This is a genomic window from Streptococcus oralis, assembly GCF_023110055.1.
Lineage (GTDB): Bacteria > Bacillota > Bacilli > Lactobacillales > Streptococcaceae > Streptococcus > Streptococcus oralis_BY.
Genome location: NZ_JALDVG010000001.1, coordinates 638459 through 654276, shown reverse-complemented (window position 1 = coordinate 654276; position 15818 = coordinate 638459). Strand labels below are relative to the sequence as shown.

The 15818-nt window shown below is 38.0% G+C and carries 18 protein-coding genes; 17 read left to right on the top strand and 1 reads right to left on the bottom strand.

The genetic code is table 11. From position 1 onward, the window contains the following. The first annotated feature begins 61 nt into the window (after window positions 1-61). From rocS to M1G01_RS03110, 3 genes are all read left to right on the top strand, one after another. Window positions 62-556, top strand: a complete 495-nt coding sequence (rocS, locus tag M1G01_RS03120) for a chromosome segregation protein RocS (protein ID WP_000021253.1) — start codon at window positions 62-64, stop codon at window positions 554-556. 81 nt (window positions 557-637) lie between these two features. Then, the gene (locus M1G01_RS03115) at window positions 638-1231 is read left to right on the top strand and encodes a 3'-5' exonuclease (protein ID WP_049550403.1); all 594 of its coding nucleotides are present in this window, start codon (window positions 638-640) and stop codon (window positions 1229-1231) included. Between the two features lie 8 nt (window positions 1232-1239). Beyond that, a complete protein-coding gene (locus tag M1G01_RS03110; RefSeq protein WP_247931145.1) occupies window positions 1240-3003 on the top strand; it encodes a glycerophosphoryl diester phosphodiesterase membrane domain-containing protein in 1764 nt (587 codons plus the stop codon). 38 nt (window positions 3004-3041) lie between these two features. Here the strand turns inward: M1G01_RS03110 and M1G01_RS03105 are convergent, their stop codons facing one another. Beyond that, window positions 3042-3341: a YbaB/EbfC family nucleoid-associated protein gene (locus M1G01_RS03105; protein ID WP_049550401.1), complete on the bottom strand. Its 300-nt coding sequence runs from the start codon at window positions 3339-3341 to the stop codon at window positions 3042-3044. Between the two features lie 494 nt (window positions 3342-3835). Here M1G01_RS03105 and M1G01_RS03100 point away from each other — a divergent pair, with 494 nt between their 5' ends. The 14 genes from M1G01_RS03100 to M1G01_RS03035 all read left to right on the top strand — a co-directional run bounded on the left by M1G01_RS03100 (window position 3836) and on the right by M1G01_RS03035 (window position 15817). After that, window positions 3836-4543, top strand: coding sequence for an IspD/TarI family cytidylyltransferase (locus tag M1G01_RS03100; RefSeq protein ID WP_000638514.1), 708 nt, complete (start codon window positions 3836-3838; stop codon window positions 4541-4543). Between the two features lie 4 nt (window positions 4544-4547). Further along, window positions 4548-5570: a ribitol-5-phosphate dehydrogenase gene (locus tag M1G01_RS03095; RefSeq protein ID WP_247931144.1), complete on the top strand. Its 1023-nt coding sequence runs from the start codon at window positions 4548-4550 to the stop codon at window positions 5568-5570. 16 nt (window positions 5571-5586) lie between these two features. Next, window positions 5587-6444, top strand: coding sequence for a phosphotransferase family protein (locus tag M1G01_RS03090; RefSeq protein WP_000413084.1), 858 nt, complete (start codon window positions 5587-5589; stop codon window positions 6442-6444). A 1-nt stretch (window position 6445) separates the two neighbouring features. Beyond that, window positions 6446-7324 (top strand): DMT family transporter, encoded by an 879-nt coding sequence (locus M1G01_RS03085; protein WP_049550398.1) that lies wholly within the window; start codon window positions 6446-6448, stop codon window positions 7322-7324. Window positions 7325-7335: 11 nt separating this feature from the next. Further along, window positions 7336-8025, top strand: a complete 690-nt coding sequence (locus M1G01_RS03080; protein WP_125389426.1) for a sugar phosphate nucleotidyltransferase — start codon at window positions 7336-7338, stop codon at window positions 8023-8025. A gap of 190 nt (window positions 8026-8215) precedes the next feature. Then, complete coding sequence (locus M1G01_RS03075; protein ID WP_000521979.1) at window positions 8216-8692, top strand: PTS sugar transporter subunit IIA; 477 nt, start codon at window positions 8216-8218, stop codon at window positions 8690-8692. 37 nt (window positions 8693-8729) lie between these two features. Continuing rightward, on the top strand, window positions 8730-9035 hold the full coding sequence (locus M1G01_RS03070; protein ID WP_000590551.1) for a PTS sugar transporter subunit IIB: 306 nt from the start codon (window positions 8730-8732) through the stop codon (window positions 9033-9035). A gap of 54 nt (window positions 9036-9089) precedes the next feature. Continuing rightward, on the top strand, window positions 9090-10565 hold the full coding sequence (locus M1G01_RS03065) for a PTS galactitol transporter subunit IIC (RefSeq protein WP_000382508.1): 1476 nt from the start codon (window positions 9090-9092) through the stop codon (window positions 10563-10565). 106 nt (window positions 10566-10671) lie between these two features. Further along, the gene (locus M1G01_RS03060; protein ID WP_125389425.1) at window positions 10672-11568 is read left to right on the top strand and encodes an aldose 1-epimerase family protein; all 897 of its coding nucleotides are present in this window, start codon (window positions 10672-10674) and stop codon (window positions 11566-11568) included. A gap of 286 nt (window positions 11569-11854) precedes the next feature. Then, on the top strand, window positions 11855-12280 hold the full coding sequence (lacA, locus tag M1G01_RS03055) for a galactose-6-phosphate isomerase subunit LacA (RefSeq protein ID WP_000029277.1): 426 nt from the start codon (window positions 11855-11857) through the stop codon (window positions 12278-12280). A gap of 29 nt (window positions 12281-12309) precedes the next feature. After that, complete coding sequence (gene lacB / locus M1G01_RS03050; protein ID WP_001216920.1) at window positions 12310-12825, top strand: galactose-6-phosphate isomerase subunit LacB; 516 nt, start codon at window positions 12310-12312, stop codon at window positions 12823-12825. 10 nt (window positions 12826-12835) lie between these two features. Further along, a complete protein-coding gene (locus M1G01_RS03045) occupies window positions 12836-13765 on the top strand; it encodes a tagatose-6-phosphate kinase (protein ID WP_247931143.1) in 930 nt (309 codons plus the stop codon). 1 nt (window position 13766) lies between these two features. Next, window positions 13767-14747, top strand: a complete 981-nt coding sequence (gene lacD / locus M1G01_RS03040) for a tagatose-bisphosphate aldolase (protein ID WP_247931142.1) — start codon at window positions 13767-13769, stop codon at window positions 14745-14747. Window positions 14748-14980: 233 nt separating this feature from the next. Continuing rightward, window positions 14981-15817, top strand: coding sequence for a PRD domain-containing protein (locus M1G01_RS03035; RefSeq protein WP_181186950.1), 837 nt, complete (start codon window positions 14981-14983; stop codon window positions 15815-15817). Window position 15818 lies beyond the last annotated feature (1 nt).

Below are 15818 nucleotides of genomic sequence, written 5' to 3'. Positions count from 1 at the left end.
TTTATCTAGCTTATGATAAGATTTAAATAAAGAAAAGCTAGAAAACGTTTCAGAGGATATTATGAGTATTGAAATGACCGTCAGTGAGATTGCAGAGGTCTTAGGATTATCTCGTCAAGCAATCAACAATCGTGTCAAAGAACTTCCAGAAGAGGACACGAAAAAAAATGACAAAGGTGTAACTGTAGTTACTCGAAGTGGCTTGATCAAGCTAGAAGAAATCTATAAAAAAACGATTTTTGAAGATGAACCAGTCAGTGATGATGTCAAACAACGTGAACTGATGGAAATCTTGGTCGATGAGAAAAATGCTGAAATTCTTCGTTTGTACGAGCAGCTCAAGGCAAAAGACCGCCAGTTATCAGAAAAAGATGAACAGATGCGTATCAAAGACCGACAGATTGCTGAAAAGGACAAACAGTTGGACCAACAGCAACAGTTAACTCTTCAAGCGATGAAGGATCAAGAAACCTTGAAACTCGAGTTGGACCAAGCAAAAGAAGAAGTCCAAGCAACCAAAAAAGGCTTTTTTACTCGCCTTTTTGGAGGAAAATAAAGAAGCTGTTTGGGTTACTCACTAACCTAATGGCTTCTTTTATTATTTATAGTTTATTTTGGGTAGTAATTGAGGTAAATAATGGAAAAATTAAGAGATTATATCGCCTTTGATTTGGAATTCAATCAACACGAGGGGGTTACCCATTTAATTCAAGTATCGGCAGTCCGCTTTCAAGATGGACAAGAAAGTGCTGCTTTTGATTCTTATGTTCATACTACAGCACCATTGAAGAGTTTTATCAATGGTTTGACTGGAATCACAGCTGAAACCTTGAAAGATGCGCCAAAAGTAGAACAAGTTTTAAAGGACTTTCAAGAATTCGTTGGCGACATACCTATCGTTGGTTACAATGCAGCTAAGAGTGATTTGCCTATTCTCTTGGAGCATGGTATTGATTATCGTGACCAGTATAAGGTTGATCTATATGAGGAGGCTTTTGAACGCCGTAGTTCTGACCTACACGGCATAGCCAATCTTAAATTACAAACTGTAGCGAATTTTTTAGGCTTTCACGGGAAGTCTCATAACAGTTTAGAAGACGCCCGCATGACGGCGCGTGTTTACGAGGCTTTTTTGGAATCAGATGAAGGAAAGCTATTAATAGAAGACCAGAGTAGTTTTTCTATGAATAATCCTTTCGGTGGCTTAGATTTATCCCAATTTTTAGACTAGGAGTGCTTATGAAACCTGAAAAACCTAAAAAGCTAGGTTTTAGGAAGATATACTATAACCTAGATAAGATTTTATTTCTATTTTTCTTGATATTTATGATGGTTGAGTTTGTCTGGCTACCATTAAATTCATGGATTGCTGGCATCCTTCTGAGACAAACTGGTTATTTGTTTATCTCCTACAATAACTTTTGGGCGATTATACAAGGCTCGCCTTTTATCAGTTTAGCCTTTCTCATCTTAATTGCAATCAATCTCCTGGTCGCCTATTTCCAGATTTGTCTTTTGTTTATCGGGGCGCGGCACCTTCTCTACCATGAAAAGAGAACCTTGATTGAGTATAGTAGAAAAGTATTTCACCAGAGCTTTCTATTCGTTAAGCGATTGAGCTTTTGTAAGATGGCCTTTGTCTTTTTTTACATTGCTTTGCTTTTCCCGTTCATCCGTAAGATTTTAAAAATCTACTACCTCAACAAGATTATTATCCCTGATTTTATTGTGAATTATTGGGAAGGTAAGCATTGGCTGGTAGGTCTGATGATCATAGCATCCGCTTGGATCTTTCTCTACATCTCTGTCCGATTTATGTTTGCCCTTCCTAAGATTCTCTTTGAAAGAAAGACCGTAAGAGAAAGTGTGAAATATAGTCTCCAAAAGACAAAGAAAAATGTCCTTTTCTTCTCTTGGCATCTCTTACTCATTATCATTAAAACCTATCTTTTCTTCTTTGGTTTGCTAATTCCTTTGCTTTTTGCGCAAGCAGTGATGGATAATCTCACTCAAAAAGAATCCTTGATTCTCGGTGTAATTAATTTTGTCTTGATTAAAAATTTCCATTACATGACCCTGACTTATTTCCTAGTGAAGTTTGTTTCCTTCCTGACAGGAGAAGAGTTGGAGATCATGCCAAGGAGAAAGAAAGATCATCTGATGAGATGGGGTGTCATGGGGTGTGCAAGCATCTTCTTTGCCATAGAAGGCTACGTTTATCTGGAATCTCCGGATACCAATACACCATTAGTGATTTCGCACAGAGGAGTAAGTAATAAAAACGGTGTTCAAAATACTGTGCAGTCTTTAGAAAAAACAGCTCAGCTAAAACCAGATCTCATCGAAATGGATGTGCAGGAAACGAAAGACGGTCAGTTCGTGATGATGCACGATGCTAACCTCAAAAATTTAACAGGTATTAATGCTACACCGCAAGATTTGACTCTGGATGAATTAACAAATACAGATATTTACGAGAATGGTTATCAAACAAAGATTTCAAGCTTTGATGCCTATTTAGAGCGTGCAAATGCTTTAAACCAAAAATTGCTGATTGAGATTAAAACCAGTAAAAAAGATAGTCCGCAAATGATGGAACATTTCCTCGAAAAGTATGGGGCGACTATCAAGAAATATGGACACCAGATGCAATCATTAGACTACCATGTGATTGATAAAGTGTTGACTTATGATTCTGAAATTCCAGTTTACTTTATTCTCCCCTATAACAGTATCTTCCCAAGAACCAAGGCAACGGGTTACACTATGGAGTACTCGACTTTGGATGATTACTTTGTCAATAAACTCTGGACAACTGATCAGAGACTCTATGTTTGGACAGTAAATGGTTCGGAGGCATTTGATAAAGCCGTTCGCCTCGGCGCAGATGGCATGATTACTGATGATCTTGAAATGGTCCAGTCACAAGTCACAATGGCTCAAGACGATCCGGAATATACGGAATTACTCTTAAAGAAAGCAATGGAATTCTTTGATTTCTAAGAAAAAAAGAGAAACATCTGTTTCTCTTTTTTTGTGGATTAGAAAGGCAATTTTCCAGCGAAAGCTCCTAGTTTCTTCTTAGTCGTTTCATCAATTTGTTCAAGAGCAGCGTTAACTGCTTGAACAGTCATATCTGAAAGTGTTTCGAGATCTTCTGGATCTACAACTGCTGGGTTGAAGTCAATGCTGACAACTTTTTTGTCTCCAGTCAAAGTTGCTTGGACAAGGTCCTGAGCTGATTTTCCAACAAATTCCATGGCAACGAGTTCTGCTTGGCTTTGTTCCATTTGTTTTTGAAGTTTTTGTGCTTGGCGCATCATGTTTTGCATGTTCATCATGGCGGTTTACAGTTTCCTTTTTCTATTATTTTCTTTTTTATTTTATCAATTTTAGGGGCAAAAGTCTATTATTTGTTTAATTCATGAGATATATAACCTTTTATAATGAGTCTCTCAAACAACTTTTTTGTTTAATTCATGAGATATATAACCTTTTATAATGAGTCTCTCAAACAACTTTTAAGAAATTTACTATGCACACCTAGTATTCTTTGATAAACAAATAATTTCATTTAAGCTTTCTTTAAGGTTTCTATTATATCCTAAAGAACTCTATATTAACCGAACGTTGAGAGGAGAATATAGAGGATAACCTATTTTTATTTCTTAATTTGTTATGGTCTTTCCAAATTTAGTAAGGCATTGTTCACTTTTTGCCTTAAATGGTGTGTTGATTAGACTAAATGACACTCTGTCTTTTCTTCATGATGGAGACAGATTGTGATATAATAGATGGTAATGAGTTTTTTAGAATAAACTAAAGGAGAATATAAATGATCTATGCAGGAATCCTAGCCGGAGGAACTGGCACACGCATGGGAATCAGTAATTTACCAAAACAATTTTTGGAGTTGGGTGATCGACCTATTTTGATCCACACAATTGAAAAATTCGTCTTAGAACCAAGTATTGAAAAAATTGTAGTTGGAGTTCATGGAGATTGGGTGTCACACGCTGAGGACCTAGTTGACAAGTATCTTTCTCTCCACAAGGATCGCATCATCATTACCAAAGGTGGGGCTGATCGCAATACCAGTATCGAGAAGATTATTGAAGCTATTGATGCCTATCGTCCAATCACTCCAGAAGATATTGTGATTACCCACGACTCTGTTCGTCCATTTATCACACTTCGCATGATTCAGGACAATATAAAACTGGCTCAAAATCATGATGCGGTTGATACAGTAGTAGAAGCAGTTGATACCATTGTTGAAAGTACTAATGGTCAGTTTATCACTGATATTCCAAATCGTGCTCACCTCTATCAAGGTCAAACGCCTCAGACTTTCCGTTGCAAGGATTTCATGGATTTGTATGGTTCCCTATCTGATCAAGAAAAGGAAATCCTGACGGATGCATGTAAGATTTTTGTTATAAAAGGGAAAGACGTTGCCCTAGCGAAAGGGGAATATTCAAACCTTAAAATCACAACTGTGACAGACTTGAAAATCGCGAAAAGCATGATTGAGAAAGACTAAGGCTATGATTAATCAAATTTATCAACTGACCAAACCAAAGTTTATCAATGTAAAATACCAAGAAGAGGACATTGATCAGGAAAATCATATCCTGATTCGTCCAAATTATATGGCGGTTTGTCATGCGGATCAACGTTACTATCAAGGAAAACGTGATCCAAAGATATTGGCTAAAAAGCTTCCTATGGCTATGATTCACGAGTCTTGTGGAACTGTTATCTCAGATCCAACTGGTACTTATGAAGTGGGTCAAAAGGTAGTTATGATTCCAAATCAACCGCCTATGCAGAGTGACAAGGAGTTCTACGAGAACTACATGACAGGAACCTACTTCCTATCTAGTGGTTATGATGGCTTTATGAGAGAATTTGTCTCTCTTCCAAAAGATCGTGTTGTGTCTTATAATGACATTGAGGATACAGTTGCTGCCATTACCGAGTTTGTGAGTGTGGGTATGCATGCTATGAATCGTTTCTTAAATCTTGCCCACAGCAAGCGGGAGCGTATTGCTGTTATCGGAGATGGTAGTTTGGCCTTTGTGGTTGCTAATATTATCAATTACACTCTACCAGAAGCAGAGATTATTGTGATTGGTCGCCATTGGGAAAAACTAGAGCTCTTCTCTTTTGCAAAAGAGTGCTACATTACGGATAATATTCCAGAAGATTTGACCTTTGATCATGGATTTGAGTGTTGCGGTGGTGATGGCACGGGACCAGCTATCAATGACTTGATTCGTTACATTCGACCTCAGGGAACGATTCTCATGATGGGAGTGAGTGAATACAAGATCAATATCAATACGCGAGATGCTTTGGAAAAAGGATTGTTATTAGTAGGCTCATCTCGTTCAGGACGAATTGATTTTGAAAATGCAATACAGATGATGGAAGTTAAAAAGTTTGCGAATCGTCTGAAAAATATTCTTTACGTCGAAGAACCAGTGAGAGAAATCAAGGACATTCATCGTGTCTTTGCTACAGACCTAAATACTGCTTTCAAAACAGTATTTAAGTGGGAAGTGTAGAAGATGGAGGTTAATTGTGGAGAAACTCATCAAAGAAAAAATTTCTTCTTTACTATCTGATGAAGAGGAAGTACTCAGTGTTGAACAGCTGGGAGGCATGACCAATCAAAACTATTTGGTTAAAACAACCAACAAACAGTATATTGTGAAATTTTTTGGTAAAGGGACTGAAAAACTCATCAATCGTCAAAATGAAAAGTACAATCTTGAACTTTTAGAGGATTTAGATTTAGATGTCAAAAATTATCTCTTTGATATTGAGTCAGGGATTAAAGTAAATGAATACATCGAATCAGCAGTAACTCTTGATTCAACATCAATTAAGTCCAAGTTTGAAAAGATTGCACCAATTTTACAAACCATCCACGCTTCAGGGAAAGAATTAAGAGGAGAATTTGCTCCTTTTGAGGAAATCAGCAAATATGAATCCTTGATTGAGGGACCTATCCCTTATGAAAACTATGAAGCTGTAAGAAAAGATGTATTTTCACTAGAAAAGAGATTGGCTGATTTGGGTGTTGATAGAAAGTCCTGTCACATCGATTTGGTACCAGAAAACTTTATCGAGTCACCACAAGGTCGTTTGTATTTGATTGACTGGGAATACTCTTCTATGAATGACCCGATGTGGGATTTGGCAGCTCTTTTCTTAGAGTCTGAATTTACAAAGCAAGAGGAAGATGATTTCCTTTCCTACTATGAAAGTGACAAAACGCCTGTATCACGTGAGAAGATTCGTATCTATAAAATCTTGCAAGATACTATCTGGAGTTTGTGGACAGTGTACAAAGAAGCTCAAGGAGCTGATTTTGGAGATTATGGTATCAACCGTTACCAAAGAGCTGTCAAAGGTTTGACTTATTATGGAGGTTAGGATGAAGAATAAAAATGGTGTTTCCTTTGGTCTGCTCTCTGGAATTTTCTGGGGATTAGGTCTAACGATTAGTGCTTATATCTTTTCTATTTTTACAAATCTTTCACCTTTTGTGGTGGCTGCTGCTCATGATTTCTTGAGTATCTTTATCTTGTTAGCTTTTCTTTTGGTAAAAGAAAGAAAAGTTCGTCTTTCGATTTTCTTAAATATTCGAAATGTGAGTGTTATAATCGGTGCTTTACTAGCAGGACCTATAGGTATGCAGGCCAATCTTTATGCGGTTAAATATATCGGTAGTTCACTAGCTTCATCTGTATCCGCTATTTACCCAGCAGTTTCAGTTTTGCTCGCCTTCTTCATTTTGAAACACAAGGTTTCAAAGAATACAGTATTCGGTGTTTTCTTGATTATTGCAGCGATCATTGCTCAAACCTACAAGGTTGAACAAGTTAACTCGTTTTACATTGGGATTCTTTGTGCCCTTATCTGTGCCATTGCCTGGGGGAGTGAAAGTGTTCTCAGCTCCTATGCTATGGAAAGTGATTTAAGTGAAATTGAAGCCTTGTTAATTCGACAAGTAACCTCATTCTTGTCCTATCTAGTGATTGTGCTCTTTTCTCACCATTCATTTGCAGAAGTAGCAGATGGGCAATTGCTCGGTTTGATGTTAGTCTTTGCAGCATGTAATATGATTTCATACTTAGCCTACTACATTGCTATCAACCGTTTACAACCTGCAAAAGCAACTGGGTTGAACGTAAGCTATGTCGTATGGACAGTATTGTTCTCAGCAATGCTTTTAGGTACACCACTCGATATGCTGACAATCATCACTTCACTTATTGTTATGGCTGGTGTTTATATTATTATTAAAGAATAAAGGAGATTCGTGTGAAAGCGATTATTTTAGCAGCGGGCCTAGGAACTCGTCTGCGCCCTATGACTGAAAATACCCCAAAAGCTTTGGTTAAGGTTAATCAAAAACCCTTGGTAGAATACCAAATCGAGTTTTTGAAAGAGAGAGGAATTGATGAGATTATCATCGTTGTCGGTTACCTCAAAGAACAATTTGACTACCTAAAAGAAAAATATGGTGTTCGTTTAGTCTTTAACGACAAGTATGCTGATTACAATAACTTTTACTCACTTTATCTAGTAAAAGAAGATTTGGCAAACAGCTACGTCATCGATGCAGATAACTATCTTTTCAAAAATATGTTTCGAAACGATCTTAAACGTTCTACCTATTTTAGCGTTTATCGTGAAGACTGTACCAACGAGTGGTTCTTGGTTTACGGTGATGACTACAAGGTTCAAGACATTATTGTTGACAGCAAAGCTGGTCGCATTCTGAGTGGAGTTTCATTCTGGGATGCACCAACAGCAGAGAAGATTGTTGGCTTTATTGACAAAGCTTACGAAAATGGTGAATTTGTTGATCTCTACTGGGACAACATGGTTAAGGATAATATCAAAGAATTGGATGTCTATGTCGAAGAATTAGAAGGAAATAGCATCTATGAAATTGATAGTGTAAAAGATTACCATAAGTTAGAAGAGATTTTATCTACTATTAAGTAAGGAAAGAGAAGAAGGCTTGGGCCTTCTTTTTTTGTGGATTTTATAACAAGAATGTTTGATATTGATTGTATTCTTTAAATGAAACAAAAATTACAAAAAAATGAACAAAATAAAACAAAAATTATTGACAACGATTTCATATAGTGTTATACTTATTACATAAAAGATAATTGAAAGAAGGGAAAATGTTATGGGATTAGATCATTTCTTTGACAAAAACCTGGTGTTTTGCTTAGAAGCGGATAATCAAGAACAACTCTTTGATCAGGTAGCAAGCTTGTTGGAAGAACGAGAAATTGTCACTCCAACTTATCGTGAAGCCTTGATCACGCGTGAAAAGTCATTTCCAACTGGTTTAGATATGGAATTTCTAGGAAAGGATTTGCCAAATGTGGCAATCCCTCATACAGATATTGTTCATAATCTAGCTGAGAAGGTGGTGGTTGTTCGATTAGAAAAACCAGTAACTTTTCACAATATGATAGCTCCTGATAAGGAAGTAGAAGTATCCCTACTCTTCTTTATCATTAACAACTCAAGTTCAAGTCAAACAAATATTCTGGCTCAGTTGATGGACTTTTTCACAGGAAATGGACATCTGGAAGATTTATCAAAAATTTCCGAACCAGAAAAACTTTATGCTTACATTGCTGAAGCAACCGCTTAATCTTGTCTATTAAAATATAAAATCGGAGGAAATCCAAATGATTAAAATTCTTGCTGCCTGCGGTGCAGGTGTTAACTCAAGTCACCAAATTAAAAGTGCTCTAGAAGAAGAACTTTCAAACCGTGGTTATGACGTTCACTGTGATGCAGTCATGGTCAAAGATGTAAACGAAGATCTTATCAAGGGCTACGATATCTTTACACCAATCGCTGCAACTGACCTTGGTTTTGAACCAGGTATTCCAGTAATTGAAGCTGGCCCAATCTTGTTCCGAATTCCAGCGATGAGCGCTCCAGTATTTGACAATATTGAAGCAGCTATCAAAGAACACGGACTAAGCTAATTTATTCTTTATCTTGTTAACATTCATATAACTAAAAAAACGGGAGGAACTATTATGGATGTCATTATCGAACTAGCCAATAAGATTTTCAAGCCAGTCTTGGAAATGGGTGGTCCTATCATCATGCTGATCATCTTGACAGTATTGGCTTTACTATTTGGAGTGAAATTCTCCAAAGCGCTTGAAGGTGGTATCAAACTTGCCATCGCCCTTACTGGTATCGGTGCTATCATCGGTATGCTCAACGGAGCTTTCTCAGCATCACTTGCAAAATTCGTTGAAAATACTGGTATTCAATTGAACATCACTGACGTTGGTTGGGCACCACTTGCAACCATCACTTGGGGATCTGCATGGACACTTTACTTCTTGCTTGTAATGTTGATTGTCAACATTGTGATGCTTGCAATGAAGAAAACAGATACACTTGACGTCGATATCTTCGATATCTGGCACTTGTCAATCACTGGTCTTTTGATCAAATGGTACGCAGACAACAATGGAGTTAGCCAAGGGGTTTCACTCTTCATCGCAACTGCAGCAGTTGTCCTTGTAGGTATTTTGAAAATCATCAACTCTGATTTGATGAAACCAACTTTCGACGACCTTCTTAATGCACCAAGTTCATCACCAATGACTTCAACTCACATGAACTACATGATGAACCCAGTTATCATGGTCTTGGATAAAATCTTTGATAAAGTATTGCCTGGTCTCGATAAATATGACTTTGACGCTGCAAAATTGAACAAAAAAATCGGTTTCTGGGGATCTAAATTCTTTATCGGTTTCATCCTTGGTATTGTTATTGGTTTGATGGGGACTCCACACCCAGTTGCTGGAGTAGAAGGAGCTGATAAATGGGAACTTGTTATTAAAGGTTGGTTGAGCCTTGGTTTGACTGCCGGTGTAGCTTTGGAACTCTTCTCACTTATCGGATCATGGTTCATCGCAGCCGTAGAACCACTCTCACAAGGTATTACAAACGTTGCTACTAAACGTCTTCAAGGACGTAAATTCAACATCGGTCTTGACTGGCCTTTCATCGCTGGTCGCGCTGAAATCTGGGCTTGTGCTAACGTACTTGCTCCAATCATGCTAGTAGAAGCTGTGCTTCTTTCAAACGTCGGTAATGGTATCTTGCCACTTGCAGGTATCATCGCTATGGGTGTGACTCCAGCTCTCTTGGTTGTTACACGTGGTAAATTGCTCCGTATGATTATCTTCGGAACACTCTTGTTGCCTCTCTTCCTTCTTTCTGGTACTCTTATCGCTCCATTTGCAACTGAACTTGCTAAAGGTGTAGGTGCCTTCCCAGAAGGTGTGAGCCAAACTCAATTGATCACTCACTCAACTCTTGAAGGACCAATTGAAAAACTATTTGGTTGGGCAATCGGTAATGCTACAACAGGTGATATCAAAGCAATCCTTGGTGCAGCAGTCTTCCTTGTATTCTATGTAGGTATCTTTGCTTGGTATAGAAAACAAATGATCAAACGTAACGAAGAATACGCAGCAAATGCTAAATAATTCGCTCCTATAAAATGTAAATTGTGAAAACTAGGTTGTTAATTTCCTACATTGGGAGTGGCAACCTAGTTTTTATATAAAGATCTAAAAATAGTTGGAGAATATTATGGTAATTGAAATAAAATCAGATCAGTTAACGGTCCAGTTTAAAACCTTAGGTGGCGCCTTGTCGTCGATCAAGGATCGAGAAGGCATTGAGTATCTGTGGCAAGGAGATGCCACTTACTGGAGTGGACAAGCTCCAGTACTTTTTCCAATCTGTGGCTCTTTAAGAGAAGATACAGCCTTCTACAGTCACGCAGATGGAACAGAGACGAAAGGAAACATTCCTCGTCATGGTTTGGTCCGTAAAAAAGAATTTGACTTAGTTGATCAAACAGAAAACAGCGTAACATTTGCTATCGAAGATGATGTGAATACTTATCAAAACTACCCTTATCATTTCCGTCTTGAAATCACTTATCTAGTGAATGGCAAGACTGTCCGTACTCAATACAAAGTCTTCAATAGAGAAACTAATAAAGTAATGCCATTCTTTATAGGAGGACATCCAGGATTTAATTGTCCTCTGTTAGATGGCGAAACTTATGAAGATTACTATTTAGAGTTTGAGAAAGAAGAGACTTGCTCTGTTCCCCGTCCTTTCCCAGAAACTGGCATGTTAGACTTTCAAGATAGAAGTCCATGGTTGGATTCGCAAAAGGAAGTGGATCTCAGTTACGATCTGTTTAGTGTTGATGCAGTGACTTTGGATGAGTTGCAATCCAGAACAATTTCCCTTCGTTCTCGTAAACATGAGAAGGGATTAAAAGTACACTTCCAAGAGTTTTCAAATCTCATCATTTGGTCAACTTTGAATAAGGGACCTTTCATTGCCTTTGAACCTTGGTCTGGCTTGTCAACATCTCTTGAAGAAGGAGATCATCTAGAAGATAAGAAGAATGTTCGTCTCCTAGAACCTGGTCAAGTAGATCAGATTGGCTTTGATATTGAAATATTTTAGATAAAAAACCACAAAAACAAACATTTACTGTTGACTTTTTATAAAAATAGGAGTATATTATGTTTGTAAGCAACAAATGATGTTTGCAACAAACAAATAATCACTTGTTATATTCTCTTTCGAGGAGAAAGTTTGTTTCTAGGAACTTGATTTCCTGGACTTGGATAAGGTGATATTCATCTCATTCAATCAAATTTGTCAATAAACTGCTAGAAAATCTTTTGTAGGTAAACTGCTAACTATAAAAGTCTTTACTAGCCTAGAAAAATAAAAAGGAGTATACAATATGTCTATTGTTATCGGTGCAGATGCTGCAGGTTTGAGATTGAAAGAAGTTGTGAAAGACTTCTTGGAAAAAGAAAACTTCCACGTTGTGGATGTTACAGCTGAAGGTCAAGACTTTGTTGATGTGACTCTTGCTGTTGCCGCAGAAGTAAACAAAGAAGAACAAAATCTTGGTATCGTGATTGATGCTTATGGGGCTGGTCCATTTATGGTCGCAACTAAAATTAAAGGAATGGTTGCCGCAGAAGTATCTGACGAACGTTCAGCTTATATGACTCGTGGACACAACAACTCACGTATGATCACTATGGGTGCACAACTTGTTGGTGATGAATTGGCTAAAAATATTGCTAAAGGTTTTGTTAACGGTAAATACGACGGTGGTCGTCACCAAATTCGTGTTGATATGTTGAACAAAATGTGCTAATTAGATTACAGTAAGAAAGGTAAGTTAAAATGAGAATTGCAATTGGATGTGACCACATCGTAACAGATGAAAAAATGGCGGTTTCAGAATTTTTGAAATCAAAAGGATATGAAGTCATCGACTTTGGTACCTATGACCACACACGTACTCACTACCCAATCTTTGGTAAAAAAGTTGGTGAAGCCGTTACAAGCGGTCAAGCTGATCTTGGGGTATGTATCTGTGGTACTGGTGTTGGTATCAACAACGCTGTAAATAAAGTTCCAGGAGTTCGTTCTGCCTTGGTTCGTGATATGACAACAGCACTTTATGCAAAAGAACAATTGAATGCCAACGTTATTGGTTTTGGTGGTAAAATTACTGGTGAATTGCTCATGTGCGACATCATTGAAGCTTTCATCAAAGCTGAATACAAACCATCAGAAGAAAACAAAAAATTGATTGCGAAAATTGAGCACGTTGAAACTCACAATGCTCATCAAGCAGATGCAAACTTCTTTACAGAATTCCTTGAAAAATGGGATCGCGGTGAATACCACGACTAAGAGGTGACGCATGATTTTAACAGTCACGATGAATCCATCCATCGATATTTCCTATCCTTTGGATGAATTAAAAATTGACACTGTCAACCGTGTGGTAGACGTGACCAAGACAGCTGGTGGGAAAGGTCTTAATGTTACACGAGTTCTTTCAGAATTTGGTGATTCTGTTGTTGCTACCGGTTTGGTCGGTGGTAAACTTGGTGAGTTTTTAGTAGAGCATATCGATGATAAAGTAACGAAACGTTTCTTCTCCATTCAAGGAGAGACTCGTAACTGTATCGCTATTCTGCACGGAGACAACCAAACAGAAATCCTTGAAAAAGGGCCTGAAGTTTTGGAACAAGAAGGGCAAGATTTCTTGGTTCATTTCGAAAATCTTCTTGACACTGTGGAAGTAGTAGCCATCTCTGGTAGTCTTCCAGCAGGTCTTCCAGTTGACTACTATGCAAGCTTAGTAGAACTTGCTAATCGCGCAGGAAAACCAGTTGTTCTAGACTGCTCAGGTGGGGCTCTTCAGGCGGTTCTTGAATCACCACACAAACCAACAGTTATTAAACCAAATAACGAAGAATTGTCTCAGCTTCTTGGGAAAGAAGTTTCTGAGGAGTTGGATGAATTAAAAGAAGTTCTTCAAGAGCCTCTATTTGCAGGGATTGAGTGGATAATTGTTTCACTTGGTGCAAATGGTGCTTTTGCAAAACATGGGGACACTTTCTACAAGGTAGATATTCCAAGAATTCAGGTAGTCAATCCTGTCGGATCTGGAGATTCTACTGTTGCAGGTATTTCATCAGGTCTTCTTCATAAGGAATCGGATGCAGAACTCCTCATCAAGGCAAATGTCCTTGGTATGCTCAATGCTCAAGAAAAAATGACAGGTCATGTGAATATGGCCAACTATCAAGCTCTATATGATCAATTAATAGTAAAAGAGGTATAAAATGGCTTTAACAGAAAATAAACGTGCACGCTTAGAAAAACTTTCAGATGAAAATGGAATCATCTCAGCTCTTGCCTTTGACCAACGTGGTGCTTTGAAACGCCTCATGGCTCAATACCAAACAGAAGAGCCAACAGTGGCTCAAATGGAAGAACTCAAAGTATTGGTTGCAGATGAATTGACTAAATACGCATCCTCTATGCTTCTAGACCCAGAGTATGGTCTTCCAGCTACAAAAGCGCTTGATCCAAATGCTGGTCTTCTCCTAGCTTATGAGAAAACTGGCTACGACACAACAAGCACCAAACGCTTGCCTGACTGCTTGGATGTTTGGTCTGCCAAACGCATCAAGGAACAAGGTGCAGATGCTGTCAAGTTCTTGCTTTACTATGACGTAGATAGCTCTGACGAACTCAACCAAGAAAAACAAGCCTACATCGAACGCATCGGTTCAGAGTGTGTGGCGGAAGACATTCCGTTCTTCCTTGAAATCCTCGCTTACGATGAAAAAATCGCTGACGCAGGTTCTGCAGAATATGCCAAAGTAAAACCACACAAGGTTATCGGTGCTATGAAAGTCTTCTCAGACCCACGCTTCAACATCGATGTTTTGAAAGTGGAAGTTCCAGTCAACGTCAAATACGTTGAAGGATTTGGTGATGGTGAAATCGTTCATACACGTGAAGAAGCAGCAGCCTTCTTCAAAGCACAAGATGAAGCAACTAACTTGCCATACATCTACTTGAGTGCTGGTGTATCAGCTAAACTCTTCCAAGATACTCTTGTATTTGCCCATGAATCAGGTGCAAACTTCAATGGTGTTCTTTGTGGCCGTGCAACCTGGGCTGGATCAGTTGAAGCCTACATTAAGGATGGTGAGGCAGCAGCTCGAGAGTGGTTGCGTACAACAGGATTTGAGAACATTGACGAACTCAACAAAGTTCTTCAAACAACAGCGACTTCATGGAAAGAACGTGTATAAGTTTCCCCCTAATCTTAGGAACATTGATCTAAAAAAAATTTAAAAAAAGTTGAATGTAAAGGTTTACAAAACAACTGACTTATGCTATACTTAAATCACAAGTTAATACAAGGTGAGTGTTACTAAGTAATATTAGGCATGATCACAGGTGGATTAGAAATCAAAGGATTTTCTAGTTCATTTGTGGTCATTTTTTATACTCATATACCTTTAAGAGATAAAAGGAGGTTGCCATGTACCGAATTCTAAACCCAATGAATCACAACGTCTCGCTTGTCAGAAATGGCAAAGGAGAAGAAGTGATTGTGATTGGTAAGGGGATTGCATTTGGAAAGAAGAAGGGGGATTTGATTGCTGAAGATCAGGTTGAAAAAATCTTTCGGATGAAGACAGAAGAGTCCAGAGAAAATTTTATGGCTCTCCTCAAAGATGTTCCGCTTGATTTTATCACAGTGACTTATGAAATCATTGATAAGCTATCAAAGAAATATCATTATCCGATTCAAGAGTATCTCTACGTAACCTTGACAGATCATATTTACTGCTCTTACCAAGCTCTAGCACAAGGAAGGTACAAGGATAGTAATCTGCCAGATATTTCCACTAAGTATCCTGTCGCTTTTCAAATCGCAAAGGAAGCCTTTGAAATCTATCGTCAGAAGTTGACAGAAAATTTCCCTGAAGACGAAATTATTCGGATTGCTTATCATTTTATCAATGCCGAAGGTGAGAATGAAGTGGAAGTTGTGGAGTCGATTGATAAGAGGAAAGAAATTCTCAGGAATGTTGAAGAAGTGCTAAAGGGTTATGCAATTCAACGAACCAAAGAGAATAATCATTTCTATGATCGTTTTATGATTCATCTCAACTATTTTTTGGATTATTTAGACCGTTCCAGAGATGATAATCAATCACTTCTGGATATGGAAGATCATATTAAACAATCCTATCCAAAAGCGTTCGAGATTGGTTCCAAGATCTATGATGTGATTACGCAACATACGGGTCTTGATTTGTATAAAAGTGAACGAGTTTATCTAGTTCTACATATCCAACGTTTATTGTCATAAA

Coding starts and splice junctions, on each gene's coding strand:
- rocS (WP_000021253.1), top strand. CDS start 62: ATGAGTATTGAAATGACCGTCAGTGAGATTGCAGAGGTCTTAGGATTA.
- M1G01_RS03115 (WP_049550403.1), top strand. CDS start 638: ATGGAAAAATTAAGAGATTATATCGCCTTTGATTTGGAATTCAATCAA.
- M1G01_RS03110 (WP_247931145.1), top strand. CDS start 1,240: ATGAAACCTGAAAAACCTAAAAAGCTAGGTTTTAGGAAGATATACTAT.
- M1G01_RS03105 (WP_049550401.1), bottom strand. CDS start 3,341: ATGATGAACATGCAAAACATGATGCGCCAAGCACAAAAACTTCAAAAA.
- M1G01_RS03100 (WP_000638514.1), top strand. CDS start 3,836: ATGATCTATGCAGGAATCCTAGCCGGAGGAACTGGCACACGCATGGGA.
- M1G01_RS03095 (WP_247931144.1), top strand. CDS start 4,548: ATGATTAATCAAATTTATCAACTGACCAAACCAAAGTTTATCAATGTA.
- M1G01_RS03085 (WP_049550398.1), top strand. CDS start 6,446: ATGAAGAATAAAAATGGTGTTTCCTTTGGTCTGCTCTCTGGAATTTTC.
- M1G01_RS03075 (WP_000521979.1), top strand. CDS start 8,216: ATGGGATTAGATCATTTCTTTGACAAAAACCTGGTGTTTTGCTTAGAA.
- M1G01_RS03070 (WP_000590551.1), top strand. CDS start 8,730: ATGATTAAAATTCTTGCTGCCTGCGGTGCAGGTGTTAACTCAAGTCAC.
- M1G01_RS03065 (WP_000382508.1), top strand. CDS start 9,090: ATGGATGTCATTATCGAACTAGCCAATAAGATTTTCAAGCCAGTCTTG.
- M1G01_RS03060 (WP_125389425.1), top strand. CDS start 10,672: ATGGTAATTGAAATAAAATCAGATCAGTTAACGGTCCAGTTTAAAACC.
- lacA (WP_000029277.1), top strand. CDS start 11,855: ATGTCTATTGTTATCGGTGCAGATGCTGCAGGTTTGAGATTGAAAGAA.
- lacB (WP_001216920.1), top strand. CDS start 12,310: ATGAGAATTGCAATTGGATGTGACCACATCGTAACAGATGAAAAAATG.
- M1G01_RS03045 (WP_247931143.1), top strand. CDS start 12,836: ATGATTTTAACAGTCACGATGAATCCATCCATCGATATTTCCTATCCT.
- lacD (WP_247931142.1), top strand. CDS start 13,767: ATGGCTTTAACAGAAAATAAACGTGCACGCTTAGAAAAACTTTCAGAT.
- M1G01_RS03035 (WP_181186950.1), top strand. CDS start 14,981: ATGTACCGAATTCTAAACCCAATGAATCACAACGTCTCGCTTGTCAGA.